Genomic DNA, 17,145 nt, shown 5'->3' with positions numbered 1-17,145 from the left:
TCCGTGCGCAGCTACCACTGGCCCCCGCTGCTGCCCGTCGTCGCGCTGGTCCTGATGCCGTTCCTGCCGTTCGTCAACACCACCGGGCTGTGGCTCGGCCTGCCGCGGATGATCGTGTGGGGCGCGTTCTGGTGCCTCATGTTCACCCCGGCGCTGCTGCTGTCCGAACACCTCATGCGCGCGGGGGAGGACGACGGATGATCCTCGCCTTCACCCTCGCCGGCATCGTGCTGATCGGCGTCCTCGGGTTCATCGGGCGGCGCAAGCCCGTCGCGGACCTCGCCGAGTGGACCGTCGGCGGCCGCCGCTTCGGCGCCGTGACGATGTGGTTCCTGCAGGCCGGGGAGGTGTTCACCACCTTCACCTTCCTCGGCATGGCCGGCTTGGCGTTCTCCGGCGGCGTCGCCGCGATGTACGCGCTGCCGTACGTCCCGATCGCCTACGTCGTGCTGTTCTTCCTCGCGAAACGCCTGTGGACGATGGGGAAGGAGCGCGGCTACCTCACCCAGGGCGACTTCCTCGAGGACCGCTACCGCAGCCGGGCGCTCGGGACGCTGTCCGCGGTGCTCGGCGTCGTGTTCGTGCTGCCCTACCTGCAGCTGCAGATCACCGGGCTCGGGCTGATCGTCCGGCTGGTCACCGGCGACACCGCGTCCGGGACGCTGAGCATGGTGACCGGCAGCGTGCTGGTGGTCGCGTTCGTGCTGTGGGCCGGGTTGCGCGGCGTCGCGGCGACGTCGTACTTCAAGGACGGCATCATGCTGGTCGCGCTGGTGGTGCTGATCATCGCGGTGCCGACGCACTTCGCCGGCGGCATCCCGGCGGTGTTCCACCGGATCGAACAGCTGCACCCCGAGAAGCTCGTCGTCCACAGTGGAGCGAACGATCACGTCTGGTTCGTGACGAGCATGCTGGTCAGCGCGATCGGCGTCGGGCTGATGACGCTGCCGCACTCGTGGCCGGCGCTGATGTCGGCGCGCGACCCGAAGGTGCTGCGCCGCAACTACGCCTGGATGCCGGTGTACGAGCTGAGCCTGCTGCTGCCGATGGTGATCGGCTTCGCGGCGATCCTGGTGGTGCCCAAGGGGAGTGACCCGAACGGCGTATTACTGACGCTGTCGAAGGACGCCTTGCCCGGGTGGGTGACCGGGATCGTCGTGGTCGCCGCGACCGCCACCGCGATGGTCCCGGCGGCCGGGATCCTGATCGGCATTTCGTCGCTGGTGGCGCGGAACATCGTCCGCGTCCGCAGCGGACGGCGGCAGTTCTGGATCAACCACGGCACGGTTGTCCTCGCGTGTACGCTGGCCCTCGTGCTCGGGATCTTCCGGCCGGACCTGCTGGCCAACCTGCTGCTGCTGACCTATTCGGGGTCGGTCCAGCTGGCCCCGGCCAACCTGCTGGGGTTCCTGCGGCGGGTGCCGGTCGGCAAGGGCCCGGTGCTGGCCGGGCTGGTCGCCGGCGAGCTCGTGGTGATCTGGCTGACCTTTGTGGACACTCAGCTGGCGGGCACGGTCAACGTCGGCCTGGTCGGGCTCGGCGTCAACGTCGTCGTGCTCGCACTGGCCGCGGTGGTGGCGCCGCGCCGGACGGCTCTCGTGGAGGCGGCGTGACGCGCACGGTGTTCACCGGCGGCTCGGTCTTCGACGGCACCGGCGCGGACCCGGCGCCGGCCGACGTCGTCGTCGAGCACGGCCGGATCGTCGACGTCGGGACCGGCCTCGACGGCGACGAGGGTGTCGACTGCACCGGCACGGTGCTGCTGCCGGGGCTCTTCGACTGCCACGTGCACGTCACGGTCTCGGACATCGGGCTGCTGTCCCGGGTGCAGAAGCCGTTCTCCTACCAGTTCTACGAGGCCGCGCGGAACCTGTGGGCCACGCTGGGCCTGGGCATCACGACGGTCCGCGACGCGGCGGGCGCGGATCTCGGCATCAAGCAGGCGGTGGACGACGGCCTGATCCCGGGCCCGCGGCTGCAGATCTCCATCGGCCTGATCAGTCCCACCGGCGGCCACGGCGACGCCTGGCACCCGTCCGGGTTGTGCGTCCCGCTGATGGTGCCGCACCCGGGCCGTCCGGAGACCACGGTCGACGGCCCCGACGAGATGCGCCGGGTGGCCCGGACGCTGCTGCGCGCGGGCGCCGACGTGCTCAAGGTGTGCACGACCGGCGGCGTGCTGTCCCCGCGCGACGACCCGCGGCACTCCCAGTTCACCCCGGAGGAACTGGACGTCCTGGTGACGGAGGCGGCGATGCAGGGCCGCCCGGTGATGGCGCACGCCCAGGGCGCGGCGGGCATCAAGAACGCGGTCCGCGCCGGCGCGCGGTCGATCGAGCACGGCATCTACCTGGATGACGAAGCGATCGAGCTGATGCTCGGTCACGGAACCTGGCTGGTCCCGACCCTGATCGCCCCGGTCAACGTGGTCCGCGCGGCCGACGCGGGCGTCGACCTCCCGGCGGCGGTGGTGGCGAAGGCGCGCGAAGTGGTGGAGGCGCACCGGGATTCCGTCCGCCGCGCGTATGCGGCGGGGGTCCGGATCGCGATGGGCACGGACAGCGGAGTCGGGCCGCACGGGACGAACCTCGAGGAACTGGCCCTGATGGCGGCGTGCGGGATGACACCGGGAGACGTCCTGGAGGCGACGACCTCCTCGGCGGCCCGCCTGATGGGCCTGGACGGCGAGCTCGGCCGGCTGGAGCCGGGCCTGCGCGCGGACGTCGTGGTGGTGGCGGGGGATCCGTACGACTTCCCGGCGCTGGCGTCGAACGTCCGGGAGGTCTGGAAGGACGGCATCCGGGTCGTCTGACGCCTGTCGTGCGTCAGGACTCCGGGTTCAGCAGGTCCTTCAGCGCCGCCGCGAACTTCGCCGGGTTCCGCTGCGGTGCCAGGTGCGCCCCCGGCAGCTCCGTGAACGGCAACCCCAGCTCCAGCGCCAGGATCTTCGCCGGCTGGTAGTGGTAGCGGCCCCGGCTGCCCTCGCCCGCCACCGGGAAGATCTCCGTGCTCGCCTTCCGCAGCGCCCGCAGGTCGGGCAGGTAGTCGAAGAACTCCGTCAGCTCGCGGTCGAACAGCCGGAGCCAGTCGGCTTCGTGGGGGAGGCGGAGGTTCGGCAGGTCCGGCAGCGCCGCGCCGGCGATCGCGTCCGCGAAGCGCGTCACCGCGGTCATCAGCTCACCCGAACGGGCCAGCCGGACCTGTTCGGCCGCCGCTTCGAGCCAGCCGCCCGCGTCCGGCATCAGGTGGACCGCCGGGGGTTCGTGCGCGACCAGCGTCGTGACGCGGTCCGGGTACCGGGCGACGAGGTCGAGGCCGATCAGCGCGCCCGCGCTCGAGCCGAACACCTGCGCCGGGCCGTCGGCCGCGTGGTCGAGGACCGCCAGTGCGTCGTCCGCCTGCAGGGCAACCGGGACCGGGCCGGTGGTGGTGTCCGTGCTGCCGAAGTGGCCACGGCGGTCGTAGGTGATCACGGTGTAGTCCGCGTACAGCTGCTTCGCCAGCGCGCGGTAGGCGTCGCCCGATCCGGTGCCGCCCGAGATCAGCAGCAGTGCCGGGCCCTCACCGCCGCGGCGGACGAGGAGCTCGCCGTCCTCCACCGGGCAACGGCTTTCCGAGATCATGCCTCGAAGTGAAGCACAACCCGTTGACCCGACGGCGTGGTGGTCGATCCCCGGCTAGAGCCGTTCGATGATCGACGCCGTGGCCAGCGCGCCGCCCGCGCACATCGTCACCAGTGCCGTCGACGCGTCCCGCCGTTCCAGCTCGTGCAACGCCGTCGTCAGCAGCCGCGCGCCCGTGCTGCCCACCGGGTGACCGAGGGCGATCGCGCCGCCGTTGACGTTGACCCGGGACGGGTCCGGCGAGACCACCTGCTGCCACGACAGCGCCACCGAAGCGAACGCCTCGTTGACCTCGAACAGGTCCACGTCACCCACGGTCATCCCGGTCCGGGCGAGCACGCGTTCGGTCGCGCGGATCGGGCCGTCCAGGTGGTAGTACGGCTCCGCGCCGACCAGCGCCTGCGCGAGGATCCGCGCGCGCGGGCGCAGGCCCAGCGCCGCCGCCCGGTCCGCGTCCATCAGGAGCAATGCCGCCGCGCCGTCGGAAATCTGCGACGACGTGCCCGCCGTGTGGACGCCGTCCTCGACCACCGGCTTGAGCCGGGCCAGGCCTTCGACCGTTGTCTCGCGCAGGCCCTGGTCTCGGGTGACCAAGCGCGTTTCGCCGGTCAAAGCCCCGTCAGCCGCGAGGACGGGGGCCTTCACCGGCACCACCTCGCGGTCGAAGTGGCCCGCCTCCCACGCGGCCGCCGCCTTCTGCTGGGACGCCGCGCCGAACCGGTCGACGTCCTCGCGGGTCAGCCCGCGGCGAACCGCGATCCGCTCGGCCGCGCCGTACTGGTTGGGCAGGTCGATCGACCACGACGACGGCCGCGGTGACGTGCCGGCCCGATTCGTGCCCAGCGGCACCCGGCTCATCGCCTCGACCCCGCAGGAGACGCCGACGTCGATGGCGTCCGCCGCGATCAAACCGGCGATGAGGTGGGTGGCCTGCTGCGCCGAGCCGCACTGGGCGTCGATCGTCGTCGCGCCCGCCGTTTCCGGGAGGCCCGCGTGCAGCCACGCCGTGCGCGCGACGTTGTTCGACTGCTCACCGGCCTGCGTGACGCAGCCGCCGATGAGCTGTTCGACGAGGGCCGGGTCGATCCCGGCGCGGTCGAGCAGGGCGAGCTGCGCGGCACCCAGCAGCTCGGCCGCGTGCAGGCCGGCCAGCAGCCCGTTCCGCTTGCCGATCGGGGTTCGCACGGCTTCGACGATGACCGGCACGCCCATGTCGTCCCTTTCGTCGGGAAATACTGTTCACTGACTCAGAAACTAGAACAGGTTATTATTTTGTGCAAGTCTGCGCAGGCTCCACCACTTCTTGATCTTCCTGGGGTGAGCGCACGCTCACCTGGCATCATCGGTTAAGTAAACGGGTTTCACTTACGGTCTTCCCTTGGTTAACACCGTATGCTTCAATCCAACTTAGAACGTGTTCCAAGCCGAACCGTGGGAGGCAACGTGGCCGCTCCGCTCATCCCCGCCGGGTTCGACTTCACCGATCCCGATCTCTTGGCAGAGCGACTTCCCGTCGCCGAGTTCGCCGAACTGCGGCGGACCGCCCCGGTGTGGTGGAACCCCCAGAAGCACAACACCGCCGGCTACCGCGACGACGGCTACTGGGTCGTCTCGCGCCACGCGGACGTCAAGGAGGTCTCCCGCGACAGCACGCTGTATTCGTCCCGGGAAAAGACCGCCATCATCCGCTTCGACGAGAACATGACCGAGGACAACCTCGAGGCGAACCGCCTGGTGCTGCTCAACATGGACGCCCCGCAGCACACGAAGCTGCGGCGGATCGTGTCGAAGGGCTTCACCCCGCGGTCCATCGCCAAGCTGGAGGACACGCTGCGCGACCGCGCCGAGCGGATCGTGCACGAGGCGCGGAAGAAGGGGTCCGGCGACTTCGTCACCGACGTCGCCTGCGAACTGCCGCTGCAGGCGATCGCCGAGCTCATCGGCATCCCGCAGGACGACCGGCTCAAGATCTTCGACTGGTCCAACCAGATGGTCGCCTACGACGACCCCGAGTACGAGGTCGCGCCGCTGGAGGCGTCCGCCCAGCTCGTCGGGTACGCCTGGAACATGGCCGAGGACCGGCGCAAGTGCCCGATGGACGACATCGCCACCAAGCTCATCCAGGCCGACGTCGACGGCGAGTCGCTCGGCTCCGACGAGTTCGGGTTCTTCGTCATCCTGCTCGCCGTCGCCGGCAACGAGACGACGCGCAACGCCATCACCCACGGCATGAAGGCGTTCCTGGACCACCCGGACGAATGGGCGCTGTTCAAGGAACAGCGGCCCAAGACCGCGCCGGACGAGATCGTCCGCTGGGCCACCCCGATCGTCGCGTTCCAACGCACCGCCACCCGCGACACCGAGCTCGGCGGCGCACAGATCAAAAAGGGCGACCGCGTCGGCATGTTCTACAGCTCGGCCAACTTCGACCACGAAGTCTTCGAGGACCCGGAGAAGTTCGACATCCTCCGCGAGGACAACCCGCACGTCGGATTCGGCGGGACGGGGTCGCACTATTGCATCGGCGCGAACCTGGCCCGGCTGGAGATCGACCTGATCTTCAACGCCATCGCCGACGTGATGCCGAACATCACCGAAGCCGCGCCGCCGGTGCGGCTGCGGTCGAGCTGGATCAACGGCATCAAGCACTACCCGGTGCACTACGGCTGAGGAACTCCTCGACGCGTTGCCAGGTGAGTCCGGCCGCCGCGGCGTCGTATTCGGGGCCGTCCGCGTCGGTGTAGAAGTGGCCGACGCCCGGGTAGGTGTACACCCGGGCGTCGGCGCCCGACCGCGCCGTGGCCTCGCGCCAGGCCGCGACCTGCGCCGGGGGTGCGATCGGATCGGGGTCGGCGACGTGGACCTGCACCGGCAGGCCCGCGCGGACCCCGGCCGGGAGCGCCCCCAGTGCGTGCAGCAGCAGGACGCCGGTGGTGCCGGGCCGGTGCGGGAGCACGGTCTCGACCACACCGGCCCCCATCGACACGCCCACCAGCACGGTGTCCGCCGGGAGGTCGCGCACGGCAGCGAGGGCTCGCCGGGTGATGGTCTCCCAGCCGACGGCGTCCTTCAGCGCGAAGCCTTCGTCCAGGGTCGACACCGTCCGGCCGGCGTACAGGTCGGGGGTGGTGACTCGGTACCCCGCCGCTCGCAGCCGATCGGCGAAGCCGAGTTCGACGGGCCGCAGTCCCAGGACGGAGTGGAACACCACGAGGTCGGTCACCCGGCGATTCTGCCAGGGGGTGGCATCATGGGGCGATGGCCCCGCGAGCGACCGTGGACGTCGAGTTCGCCATCCGCGTCACCGAAACCGGGCCCGCGGCGATCTCGATCGCCGCGGCGCACGCCGACACCGAAGAACTCCGCGTGTCCTGGCACGGGGACAGCCGGCCCGTCGAGTTCGAGCACGGCACCCGGGCCGAAGTGTTCGACCTCCCGGCCGGCGAACACCGCGTGACCTACCACGCCGAACGCGTCCTGGGCGAAGCGGAACCCGAGCCCGTCACGCTCGCCGACGTCGCCGTCTTCACCCGGCCGAGCCGGTACTGCCCGTCCGACCGCGTCGCCGGGCTCGTGCCGCCGGAGCTCGTCGAGCTCAAGAACCCGCGCAGGCAAATCGAAGCGATCGTGCGGCACGTCCACGATCGACTGTCCTATGTGGTCGGTGCCAGCCGTCCCACCGACGACGCGGTCGACACCCTCCTGGCCGGCGAAGGCGTCTGCCGGGACTTCGCGCACGTCTGCATCACCCTGTGCCGGTTCCTCGACATCCCCGCGCGGTACGTCGGCGTGTACGCGCCCGGGCTCGCGCCGATGGACTTCCACGCCGTCTTCGAGGCCGCGGTCGAGGGCCACTGGTACGTCTTCGACGCCACCCGGCTCGCGCCACGCCAGACCATGCTGCGGATCTCCACCGGCCGCGACGCCGCCGACACCGCGTTCCTCGCCACGCTCGGCGGCGAACTCGACTTCCTGGGCAGCACCGTCTTCGCCACGACGGACGCCGCCCTGCCCGTCGACGACGGCACGGGATTGGTCGTTCTGGGGTGACCCGCGTGTTGCCTGCGCAAAGAGCGCCCCGGCTGGGTAGACAGTCTTCGTGAAGAGTTCCCCCAAGGCGCCGAGCCCCTGGGCCCGGGCGCGCGCCCGGTACCGGTGGCTGGACCACCTCGCCCGCGCGACCAACCGCTACATCGACTCCGGCGGCTACCACTACGTCGCTTCGATCACCTACTTCAGCCTGCTGTCGCTGGTGCCGCTGCTGATGGTCGCCTCGTCGGTCGCCGGGTTCGTGCTGGCCACCCAGCCGCACCTGCTCGACACGCTGGTGCACGCGATCGTGTCCACGCTGCCCGGCGGGCTCGGCGACAAGGCCACGGAACTGCTCACCGGCTTCGTCGAGCAGCGGACCAGCGTCGGCGTGCTCGGCCTGGCCATCGGCCTCTACTCCGGCTGGAACTGGATGAACGCCCTGCGGGACTCGCTGACGGCGCTGTGGGGGCAGAACCGGTCGGACCAGTCGCTGCTGCGGCTCATCCTGGTCGACCTGCTCGCCCTGCTCGGCCTGACCGCGGCGTTGCTCGTGTCGTTCACGCTCACCATCTCCGGCACCGCGCTCGGCAGCTACCTGCTCCGGCTGGCCGGCCTCGACGACACGAGCTGGGGGCACCAGCTCGTCTCGGCGTCCTCGGTGCCGCTCTCCCTGGCCGCGGACTGGCTGGTGTTCCTCTGGGTGCTCACGCGGCTGCCGCGCCAGAAGGTCGGGGTGCGCAGCGCGGTCCGCGGCGCCGTCGCCCTGGCCGTCGGGTTCGAGGTGCTCAAGCTGGCCGGCGGGTTCTACCTCAGGCTGATCGGCGACTCGCCGACCGGGATCGCCTTCGGCTCGATCATCGGTCTCATCTTCTTCATCTCGCTGGTGGCGCGGCTGCTCGTCTACGTCACGGCGTGGACGGCGACCGGCTCCGACGCGCCCCCGAAGCCGGTCCAGCCGCCGGCGCCGGTGGTGCTGGAGCCGGTGGTCGTGGTGGACCCGCCGATCGCGGTGCCCGCCACGGTCGGCGTGGTCACCGGCGTCCTCGGGACGCTGCTCGCACTGCGGTGGCGCCGCTCCCGGCGGTGATCAGCTCGGCTTCTCGGAGCCGACCAGCCACATCGAGAAGTACTGGGAGCCGCCGCCGTAGGCGTGGCCGAGCGCGCGGCGGGCGCCGTCCACCTGGTAGTCCCCGGCCCGGCCCATGACCTGCTTCGCCGCCTCGGAGAACCGCAGCATGCCGGACGCGCCGATCGGGTTGGAGGACAGCACCCCGCCCGACGGATTGCACGGCAGCCGTCCGCCGATCGCCGTCTCGCCCTTCTCGGTGACCTTCCAGCCCTCGCCTTCCGGCGCGAAACCCAGGTTCTCCAGCCACATCGGCTCGAACCACGAGAACGGCACGTAGATCTCCGCGACGTCCACTTCGGACATCGGATCGGTGATGCCCGCCTCGGCCCACAACGCGGCCGCGGCCTCGCGCCCGGCCCGCGGGTTCACCTGGTCCCGGCCGGCGAACGTGGTCGGCTCGGTGCGCATCGCCGTCGCGTGGATCCACGCCGCGCCGCCCTCGACCGCGTCCCCGGCGGCCTCGTCGCCGAGCACCATCGCGCACGCGCCGTCCGACGACGGGCACGTCTCGTCGTAGCGGATCGGGTCCCACAGCATCTGCGACGCCCGCACCGACTCCACGGTGATGTCCGGCTGCCGCAGGTGCGCATAGGGGTTCAACGCCCCGTTCCGCCGGTCCTTCGCCGCGACGATGGCCCCGACGTGCTCGGGCGCGCCCGAGCGGCGGATGTAGGAGCGCACGTGCGGCGCGAAGTAGCCGCCCGCGCCGGCCCCGACCGGCATCTGGAACGGCGGCAGGATCGACAGGCCCCACATCGCGTTCGACTCGGACTGCTTTTCGTAGGCCACCGTGAGCACCCGCCGGTGCACGCCCGCCTGGATGAGCGACGCCGCCACCAGCGCGGTCGAGCCGCCCACCGACCCGGCCGTGTGCACGCGCAGCAGCGGTTTCCCGGTCGCGCCGAGCGAGTCGGCGAGGAACAGCTCGGGCATCATCACGCCCTCGAACAGGTCCGGGGCCTTGCCGAGCACGACGGCGTCGATGTCGGCCCACTCCACCTGGGCGTCGAGCATGGCGCGGTCGATCGCCTCGCGCAGCAGGCCCGGCATCGAGACGTCCTGCCGCTTGGCGCGGTGGTGCGTCTGGCCGGTGCCGAGCACGGCGGTGAGCTGCTTGGTCATCGGGCCTCCAGCACGGTCACCAGGTTCTGTTGCAGGGCCGGGCCGCTCGTCGCGTGCGCCACGGCCTTGCGGGATTCGCCGCGGTGGATCCGGACCGCCGCTTCGCCGATCCGGGCGAGCCCGGCGGAGAACATCGGGTTCGCGGCCAGCGCCCCACCGGAGGGGTTGACCTGCACGCCGTCGCCGAGACCCAGCGCGGTGCGCAGGATGAGCTCCTGGTGCGTGAAGGGCGCGTGCAGCTCGGCGAGGTCGACGCCGTCGAGGTCGAGCGCCTTCGCCGCCGCCTCGGTGGACGGCGAGCGCGTCAGGTCGCGGGCGCCGAGCACGGGGGAGTCGACGCGGTGCTCGATCCCGGTGATCACCGCCGGGCGCTCGACGATCTCCCGTGCCCGTTCCACAGTGGACAGGATGATCACGGCGGCGCCGTCGGTGATCGGAGCGATGTCGTGCTTGCGCAACGGGTCGGCGTAGTACGGCGTGTCGAGCAGTTCCGCGACGTCCTTGCCGGTGCCGCGGGCGGCGACCTCGGCGAGGTCCTTTTCGGACCAGAGCCCGGCCTCCAGGCCCAGCCGCGCCTGGATCCCGGCGATCGAGACCGAGTCCGGCCACAGCGGCGTGACGACGTACGGGTCGAGCTGCAGGGCGAGCACCCGGCGCAGCTGCCCGGCGCTGGACTTGCCGAAGCCGTAGACGAGCGCGGTCTCGACCTCGCCCATCTTGATCTTCAGCCACGCCTCGTAGAGCGCCCAGGCGGCGTCCATCTCGACGTGCGACTCGTGGATCGGCGGGAACGCGCCGATCGCGTCGACGGCGGCGATGAAGGAGAACGCGCGGCCGGCCAGGTAGTCCGAGGAGCCGGAGCACCAGAACCCGATGTCCTGTTTGGACAATCCGGTCTGCGCGAAGACCTCGGCGAAGATCGGGACGAGCATCTCCACGCCGTTGGTGGTACCCGGTGTTTCGCGGACGTTGGGGGCCTTCGCGAAGCCCGCGATCGCGACGTCTGGCATCAGGACCTCACAGGTGGTGGGCGAAGGTTTCGTAAGCCGCGTCCGGCTCGCCGGTCGGCTCGAAGTGGCTGATGTTCTCCAGCGACGTCCACCACTCTTCGCGCGGCTTCCACGCGGCGCGCACCCGCATGCCCATCTTGACGTCTTCGGCGGCGCAGCCGAGGACGAGGTGCAGGAAGGCGATGTCGGCACCGTCGAGCAGGATGTACGCGGCGACGTACGGCGGCTTGATCCGCTGCCCGAGGAACGGGACGTTGACGATGCAGAACGTGGTGACGATGCCGGTGTCGGGCAGCTCGACCTCTTCGGTGGTCGGCACGCCGTCGGTCGGGCAGGCGCCGCGCGGCGGGATGTAGACCTTGCCGCAGGCGGGACACCGCTGGCCGATCATCTTCCCCTCGGCGAGCCCGCGCAGGTACGTGCTTTCCTCGGGGGAGGCGGAGTGCATGTACTTCAGGTGCACCGGCGTGATGACGACGCTGATCGGCGCGCCGTCGGAGCGCTCGGCGACGGGGGGAGCGGGCTCGGTGGGCGTGGTGTCCTCGGCGTCCACGGGCAGGAAGTAGGCGATGTCGCGGATGTGCCCGACGACCTCGTCGGCCCACCGCACGCGCACCCGCTGTCCACTGTGGATGTTCGACGGCGACCCGGCGTCCACGGCGTGCAGCATCGGGGTGTCGGCGCCGTCGAGCTGCACCAGCGCCCAGGCGAACGGCCGGCTCAGCGGCTGCCCGTCCAGCGGCTCCGGGCACCACGACCAGGAGACGACCGTGCCCTCTTCGCGCACGGGAACGAATTCGCTGAGCTGTTCGGCGGTCACCGGGTCGTATTCGACCGGCGGGACGTGCACCCGGCCGTCGCTGCCGCGGATGCCTTCGATGCGGTGGTCGCGCAGCGCGGTGACGAACCGGCCCAGGACGGGCCCGGTCGAGCGGGTGTAGTCGAAGCCGACGTTCAGCGGTGCCGCAAGCGGTGTCTCGGTCACGTCCTTGAGTGAAACACGTTCTCGTTCTGCCGACAAGGTTCCTCCGCGGGCTGGTCCGGTGGGAAAAGAACGCGTTCTCGTTCAGCGGCCTGTGAAGTCCGGCTTCCGCTTCTCCGAGAACGCCCGCGGCCCCTCCTTGGCGTCCTCGGACGCGAACACCTCGATGCCGTACTGCGAGTCCAGCTTGAAGGCCTCTTCCTCGTGAAGCCCCTCGGTGTCCCGGATCGTCCGCAGGATGGCCCGCACGGCCAGCGGGCCGTTCGCGTTGACCAACGCGGCCAGCTCGAGGGCCTTCGTCAACGCGGAGCCGTCCGGGACGACGTGCCCGATCAAGCCGATGGCCAGCGCTTCCGCCGCGGTCAGGTGGCGGCCGGTCAGCAGGATGTCCGCGGCCACCGTGTACGGGATCTGGCGGGGCAGCCGCACCGCCGACCCGCCCATCGGGAACAGGCCCCACCGCGCCTCCGACACCCCGAAGCGGGCCGACTCGCCGGCCACCCGGATGTCCGTGCCCTGCAGGATCTCGGTCCCGCCCGCGATCGCCGGCCCCTCGACCGCCGCGATCAGGGGCTTCGTCAGCCGGCGCCCCTTCAAGAGGCCCGGGATGCGCGAAGGGTCGAACTTGCCCGACGCGAACGACTCCGACGGCGAGTTGCGGGACATCGATTTCAGGTCCGCGCCCGCGCAGAACGCGCCGCCCGCGCCGGTGAGGACGCAGCTGCGGATCGAGTCGTCGGAATCGACGCGGTCCCAGGCGTCGACCATGATCGACATCATCTCGCCGGTGATCGCGTTGCGCGCCTCGGGCCGGTTCATCGTGACGACGAGGGTCTGCCCCTCCTGCGTCACCAGCGCGTGCGGTTCACCCACGGAAGACCTCCTGAAGGAGCAGTGCCATTGCCCGGAACGATAACATGTTCTACTTTGAGGGCGTGGCACTCAACATCGCGGATCTTCTGGAGCACGCCGTCGACGCCGTGCCGGAGCGCGTCGCGGTCGTGTGCGGCGACCGGCAGGTCACCTTCGCCGAACTGGAGGCGCGGGCCAACCGGCTCGCCCACCACCTCGCCGCGCACGGCGTGGGACGCGGATCCCACATCGGGGTCTACTCCCGCAACTCGATCGAGGCCTTGGAGGCGATGATCGCGGCGTACAAGCTGCGCGCGATCGCCGTCAACGTCAACTACCGCTACGTGCACGGCGAACTCGTCTACCTCTTCAACGACGCCGAGATCGTCGCCCTCGTGCACGAACGCAGCTACGCCGACCGGGTCGCCGCGGTGCTGCCGGAGGCGCCGAAACTGAAACACGTTGTCGTGATCGACGACGGCAGCGACGGCGACTACGAGAGCTACGGCGGCGTCGAGTACGAAGCCGCCCTCGCAGCGCAGAGCCCCGAGCGGGACTTCGGGGAGCGAAGCGGCGACGACCTCTACATCCTCTACACCGGCGGCACCACGGGCTACCCGAAGGGCGTCCTCTGGCGGCAGGAGGACGTCTGGCGCGCGCTCGGCGGCGGGATCAACTTCGTCACCGGCGAGTACGTCCCGGACGAATGGACGCTCGCCGAGCAGGGCAAGCTGGGCAGCCTGAGCCGGCTGCCCGCCGCGCCGCTGATCCACGGCGCCGCGCAGTGGGCCGCGTTCGGCGCGCTGTTCACCGGCAGCCCGGTGATCTTCGTGCCCCGCTTCGACCCCCACGAGATCTGGAAGGCCGTGCAGAAGCACAAGGTCCAGGTCCTCACGATCGTCGGCGACGCGATGGCGCGGCCGCTCATCGAGGCCTACTACGAGGGTGGCTACGACGCTTCGTCCATCGTTGCGGTGTCGAGCCACGCCGCGCTGTTCTCGCAGTCGGTGAAGCAGCAGTTCGTCGAGCTCGTGCCGCCCCACGCGCTGGTCACCGACGCGATCGGCGCGTCGGAGAGCGGCTTCACCGGCATCGGCGCGGTGGCCAAGGGGTCCGACCACAGCGCCGGACCGCGGGTGAACTTCGGCCAGGACGCCGTCCTGCTGGACGAAGACGGCACCATCGTCGAGAAGAAGCCCGGCGCGACCGGGCTGATCGGCCGCCGCGGGCACGTCCCGCTCGGCTACTACAACGATCCCGAGAAGAGCAAGAAGATCTTCGTCGAGGTCGACGGCGTCCGGTACGTCGTCCCGGGCGACTACGCCCGCTACGAAGAGGACGGCACCGTCACGCTGCTCGGCCGCGGCTCGCAGTGCGTCAACACCGGCGGCGAGAAGGTCTACCCCGAAGAGGTCGAAGGGGCGCTCAAGTCGCACCCCGACGTCTTCGACGCGCTCGTCATCGGGGTTCCGGACGAGCGGCTCGGCCAGCGCGTGGCCGCCGTCGTCCAGCTCCGCGAGGGCGCTTCGCCGGACCTGGAGGCGCTCGAAGAGCACGTCCGCGGCGAGATCGCCGGGTACAAGGTGCCGCGCACGATCTGGCTGGCCGGCGAGATCGGCCGGTCGCCCAGCGGCAAGCCGGACTACCCGTGGGCCCAGCGCTACGCCGCCGAGCACGAACCGGCCACGGCCCAGCCCGCCTGAGCCTGCTGACTACTGATCCGGAGGGGCACTTTCACGTGAAAGTGCCCTTCCGGGAGGAGGACAAGAGTGCGGACACCCCTGTGCGACCGGCTCGGCATCGACCTGCCGATCATCGGGTTCACCCCGTCGGAGCACGTCGCCGCGGCGCTCAGCCGCGCCGGCGGGCTCGGCGTGCTCGGCTGCGTGCGGTTCAACGACGCCGCCGAGCTCGACCGGGTGCTCACCTGGATGGACGAGAACACCGGCGGGAAACCGTACGGCGTCGACATCGTCATGCCGGCGAAGGTGCCCGCCGAGGGCACGCAGGTCGATCTGGCGAAGCTCATCCCGGACGGGCACCGCGCGTTCGTCGACCGCGTCCTGAAGGAGCTTTCGGTCCCGCCGCTGCCGGACGACACCGACGAGCGCGCGGGGGTGCTCGGCTGGCTGCACTCGGTCGCCCGGTCGCACGTCGAGGTCGCGCTCAACCACCCGATCAAGCTGATCGCCAACGCGCTCGGCTCGCCGCCGGTCGATGTGATCGGGCAGTGCCACGATCGCGGTGTGCCCGTGGCCGCGCTCGCCGGGAAGGCCGAGCACGCGGTGCGGCACGTCGAAAACGGCGTCGACTTCGTGGTGGCGCAGGGCTACGAAGCCGGCGGGCACACCGGCGAGATCGCGTCCATGGTGCTGGTGCCGGAGATCGTCGACGCGGTCGACGTGCCGGTGCTCGCCGCGGGCGGAATCGGTTCCGGCCGCCAGATGGCCGCGGCGCTCGCGCTCGGCGCGTCCGGCGTCTGGATGGGCTCGATGTGGCTGGCCACCGAGGAGTACCTGCAGACGATGGGCGAATCGGTCGCGATGCAGCAGGCGCTCGTCGCGGCTTCGTCGTCGGACACCGTGCGGACGCGGATCTACACCGGCAAACCGGCCCGGCTGCTCAAGACCCGCTGGACCGAGGCGTGGGCCGCGCCGGACGCGCCCGAGCCGCTGCCGATGCCGCTGCAGAACCTGCTGGTTTCCCCGGCCCACAACCGGATCCACGCGGCGAACGACCCGAGCGTGGTGTCGATGCCGGTCGGGCAGATCGTCGGCCGGATGAACCGGGTGCGGCCGGTCGCCGACGTCGTCGCGGAACTGGTGTCCGGCTACGAAGAAGCGTTGTCCCGCCTGGACAAGACGCGCTGAAGCCGCGAGAAGGGCCCCCGCCGCGGCGGGGGCCCTTCTGCGTGTGGAAGCGGTTACAGCGTGGCGGCGGCCGCGGCGATCTTCGACGCGAACGTGCTCACCTCGGTGTAGACGCCGGGAGCGTGCGCCCGGGCGCAGCCGTCACCCCAGCTGACGATGCCGACCTGGATCCAGGCGCCTGCGTTGTCGCGGCGGAACATCGGGCCGCCGGAGTCGCCCTGGCAGGTGTCGACGCCGCCGGAGGCGAGGTTGCCCGCGCAGATCTCGGCGCTCGGGATCAGGTCGGGGTAGCTGCCGCCCTGGGCAGCGCAGGTGGCGTCGTCGACGAACGGGACCGTCGCCTTGAGCAGGTACCGCTGCTGCGCGCCGCCTTCGCGGGCCGCGCCCCACCCGGCCACGGTGAAGGTGCCGGTGTTGTACGCGCTGGTCGTCGCGATCGGCATGGTGGCCAGGCCGCTCACCGGGCTGGCGAGCTTGATCAGCGCCCAGTCGCCGCCGGTCGAGGTGCCGTAGGTGGGGGACTGGTAGACGTAGGTCGAGCGGATCTTCTGCGCGCTGGAGCTCTGGAGGTCGACGACGCCGACGGTCGCCGTGATCGAGGTGTTGGCCCCGGTCCGGCTGACGCAGTGCGCCGCGGTCAGGACGATCTGCTTGGTGTACAGCGCGCCGCCGCAGCCCATGGAAAGCCGGACCATGAACGGGAATTCGCCCTGGGCGGCCCGGGTGCCGCCGACGACGTCGGTGGACGGCGGCTGGGCGGTGGAGGCGATCGCGGGGGTGGCGAACGAGGCCGCGGCGGCGACCGCGGCGAGTGCGGTGGTGGCGTTTCTGAGCAGGGTGAACCAGCGCTTGGGGGCCAAGGGGATCAGTCCTTCCAGTGTCCACAGTGGAAGCGATTGCCGTGAGCGGCCCCACGACTACACCAGGTGCGCGCAGACCGGGACAACCGACTTTCTTCGGATCTTTCGGGCGGTTGGGTGATTTCTCACCGGCGGACCCGGCGAACGCCGTAGGCCAGACCGCCCAGTGACACCACCGCGCACCCGGCGAGCACCGACGGCAGCGGCAGGCTGAACGCCAGCACCACGCACCCGGTCAGCCCCAGGACGGCTCGCATCTTCCCCTTCAGCGTGAGCGCGGCCGCGTTGGCGATCGCGTAGTAGGTCAGAACGGCGAAAGACGAGAAGCCGATGGCCGCGCGCAGGTCGATCGTCGCGGCGAGCACGGCGACGACGAGCCCGACGGCGAGCTCGGCCCGGTGCGGCACCCGGTAGCGCGGGTGCACGGCGGCGAGGAAGCGAGGCAGGTGGCCGTCGCGGCTCATCGCCAGCGTCGTGCGCGAGACGCCGAGGATGAGCGCGAGCAGCGAGCCGAGCGCGGCGACCGCCGCGCCGGCCCGGACCACCGGGGCGAGCCACGCCGGGACGGCCGCGGCGATCGGGTCCGGGCTCGCGGCGAGCGCGGCCGGGCCGAGCCGGACGAGCAGCAGCACCGCCAGCGCGGCGTAGACGACGAGGGTGATGCC

The 17,145-nt window shown here is 71.1% G+C and carries 17 protein-coding genes; 8 read left to right on the top strand and 9 right to left on the bottom strand.

Translation table 11 applies throughout. From position 1 onward, the window contains the following. Positions 1-3 precede the first annotated feature (3 nt). From IE317_RS35605 to IE317_RS35595, 3 genes are read left to right on the top strand one after another with little or no spacing between them, the layout of a single operon-like run. Positions 4-201: a hypothetical protein gene (locus tag IE317_RS35605; protein ID WP_191315767.1), complete on the top strand. Its 198-nt coding sequence runs from the start codon at positions 4-6 to the stop codon at positions 199-201. Beyond that, positions 198-1,613, top strand: coding sequence for a sodium:solute symporter family protein (locus IE317_RS35600; RefSeq protein WP_191315766.1), 1,416 nt, complete (start codon positions 198-200; stop codon positions 1,611-1,613). The genes IE317_RS35605 and IE317_RS35600 overlap by 4 nt, the downstream gene beginning before the upstream one ends. After that, entirely contained in the window at positions 1,610-2,812 is a 1,203-nt protein-coding gene (locus IE317_RS35595; RefSeq protein ID WP_191315765.1) for a metal-dependent hydrolase family protein, read from the top strand. The genes IE317_RS35600 and IE317_RS35595 overlap by 4 nt, the downstream gene beginning before the upstream one ends. Before the next feature lie 13 nt (positions 2,813-2,825). On the opposite strand, the gene IE317_RS35590 is transcribed toward IE317_RS35595, so the two are convergent. After that, the gene (locus IE317_RS35590) at positions 2,826-3,623 is read right to left on the bottom strand and encodes an alpha/beta fold hydrolase (RefSeq protein ID WP_191315764.1); all 798 of its coding nucleotides are present in this window, start codon (positions 3,621-3,623) and stop codon (positions 2,826-2,828) included. Between the two features lie 54 nt (positions 3,624-3,677). Then, positions 3,678-4,835, bottom strand: coding sequence for a steroid 3-ketoacyl-CoA thiolase (locus IE317_RS35585; protein ID WP_191315763.1), 1,158 nt, complete (start codon positions 4,833-4,835; stop codon positions 3,678-3,680). Between the two features lie 231 nt (positions 4,836-5,066). Between IE317_RS35585 and IE317_RS35580 the strand changes: the two genes are divergently transcribed. Next, a complete protein-coding gene (locus IE317_RS35580) occupies positions 5,067-6,293 on the top strand; it encodes a cytochrome P450 (protein ID WP_191315762.1) in 1,227 nt (408 codons plus the stop codon). Here IE317_RS35580 and IE317_RS35575 read toward each other — a convergent pair. Then, positions 6,265-6,846, bottom strand: coding sequence for a dienelactone hydrolase family protein (locus IE317_RS35575; protein WP_191315761.1), 582 nt, complete (start codon positions 6,844-6,846; stop codon positions 6,265-6,267). The genes IE317_RS35580 and IE317_RS35575 overlap by 29 nt on opposite strands. A 35-nt stretch (positions 6,847-6,881) precedes the next feature. Between IE317_RS35575 and IE317_RS35570 the strand changes: the two genes are divergently transcribed. Together IE317_RS35570 and IE317_RS35565 are read left to right on the top strand one after the other, a co-directional pair. After that, positions 6,882-7,673 carry a transglutaminase-like domain-containing protein gene (locus tag IE317_RS35570; RefSeq protein WP_191315760.1) on the top strand — a complete coding sequence of 264 codons (792 nt, stop codon included), beginning with the start codon at positions 6,882-6,884 and terminating at the stop codon, positions 7,671-7,673. Between the two features lie 49 nt (positions 7,674-7,722). Next, complete coding sequence (locus IE317_RS35565; protein ID WP_191315759.1) at positions 7,723-8,742, top strand: YhjD/YihY/BrkB family envelope integrity protein; 1,020 nt, start codon at positions 7,723-7,725, stop codon at positions 8,740-8,742. Here IE317_RS35565 and IE317_RS35560 read toward each other — a convergent pair whose 3' ends face one another. From IE317_RS35560 to IE317_RS35545, 4 genes are all read right to left on the bottom strand, one after another. Beyond that, positions 8,743-9,906 carry a thiolase domain-containing protein gene (locus IE317_RS35560; RefSeq protein WP_191315758.1) on the bottom strand — a complete coding sequence of 388 codons (1,164 nt, stop codon included), beginning with the start codon at positions 9,904-9,906 and terminating at the stop codon, positions 8,743-8,745. Further along, complete coding sequence (locus IE317_RS35555) at positions 9,903-10,916, bottom strand: thiolase domain-containing protein (RefSeq protein WP_191315757.1); 1,014 nt, start codon at positions 10,914-10,916, stop codon at positions 9,903-9,905. The genes IE317_RS35560 and IE317_RS35555 overlap by 4 nt, the downstream gene beginning before the upstream one ends. A gap of 7 nt (positions 10,917-10,923) precedes the next feature. Then, positions 10,924-11,901 (bottom strand): Zn-ribbon domain-containing OB-fold protein, encoded by a 978-nt coding sequence (locus tag IE317_RS35550; protein ID WP_191315756.1) that lies wholly within the window; start codon positions 11,899-11,901, stop codon positions 10,924-10,926. Positions 11,902-11,982: 81 nt separating this feature from the next. Then, entirely contained in the window at positions 11,983-12,771 is a 789-nt protein-coding gene (locus tag IE317_RS35545; RefSeq protein ID WP_191315755.1) for a crotonase/enoyl-CoA hydratase family protein, read from the bottom strand. 62 nt (positions 12,772-12,833) lie between these two features. Between IE317_RS35545 and IE317_RS35540 the strand changes: the two genes are divergently transcribed. Together IE317_RS35540 and IE317_RS35535 are read left to right on the top strand one after the other, a co-directional pair. Then, positions 12,834-14,453 carry an acyl-CoA synthetase gene (locus IE317_RS35540; RefSeq protein WP_191315754.1) on the top strand — a complete coding sequence of 540 codons (1,620 nt, stop codon included), beginning with the start codon at positions 12,834-12,836 and terminating at the stop codon, positions 14,451-14,453. A gap of 66 nt (positions 14,454-14,519) precedes the next feature. After that, a complete protein-coding gene (locus tag IE317_RS35535) occupies positions 14,520-15,620 on the top strand; it encodes an NAD(P)H-dependent flavin oxidoreductase (RefSeq protein ID WP_191315753.1) in 1,101 nt (366 codons plus the stop codon). 53 nt (positions 15,621-15,673) lie between these two features. Here the strand turns inward: IE317_RS35535 and IE317_RS35530 are convergent, their stop codons facing one another. Then, entirely contained in the window at positions 15,674-16,480 is an 807-nt protein-coding gene (locus tag IE317_RS35530; protein WP_191315752.1) for a S1 family peptidase, read from the bottom strand. A 125-nt stretch (positions 16,481-16,605) separates the two neighbouring features. Continuing rightward, on the bottom strand, positions 16,606-17,145 hold a 540-nt coding region (locus IE317_RS35525; RefSeq protein WP_191315751.1), incomplete at its 5' end, for an amino acid permease.

It is taken from the genome of Amycolatopsis bullii (genome assembly GCF_014654205.1).
Lineage (GTDB): Bacteria > Actinomycetota > Actinomycetes > Mycobacteriales > Pseudonocardiaceae > Amycolatopsis > Amycolatopsis plumensis.
Note: the sequence above shows the minus strand (reverse complement) of the source record. Positions and strands in the feature narration are given on the sequence as shown.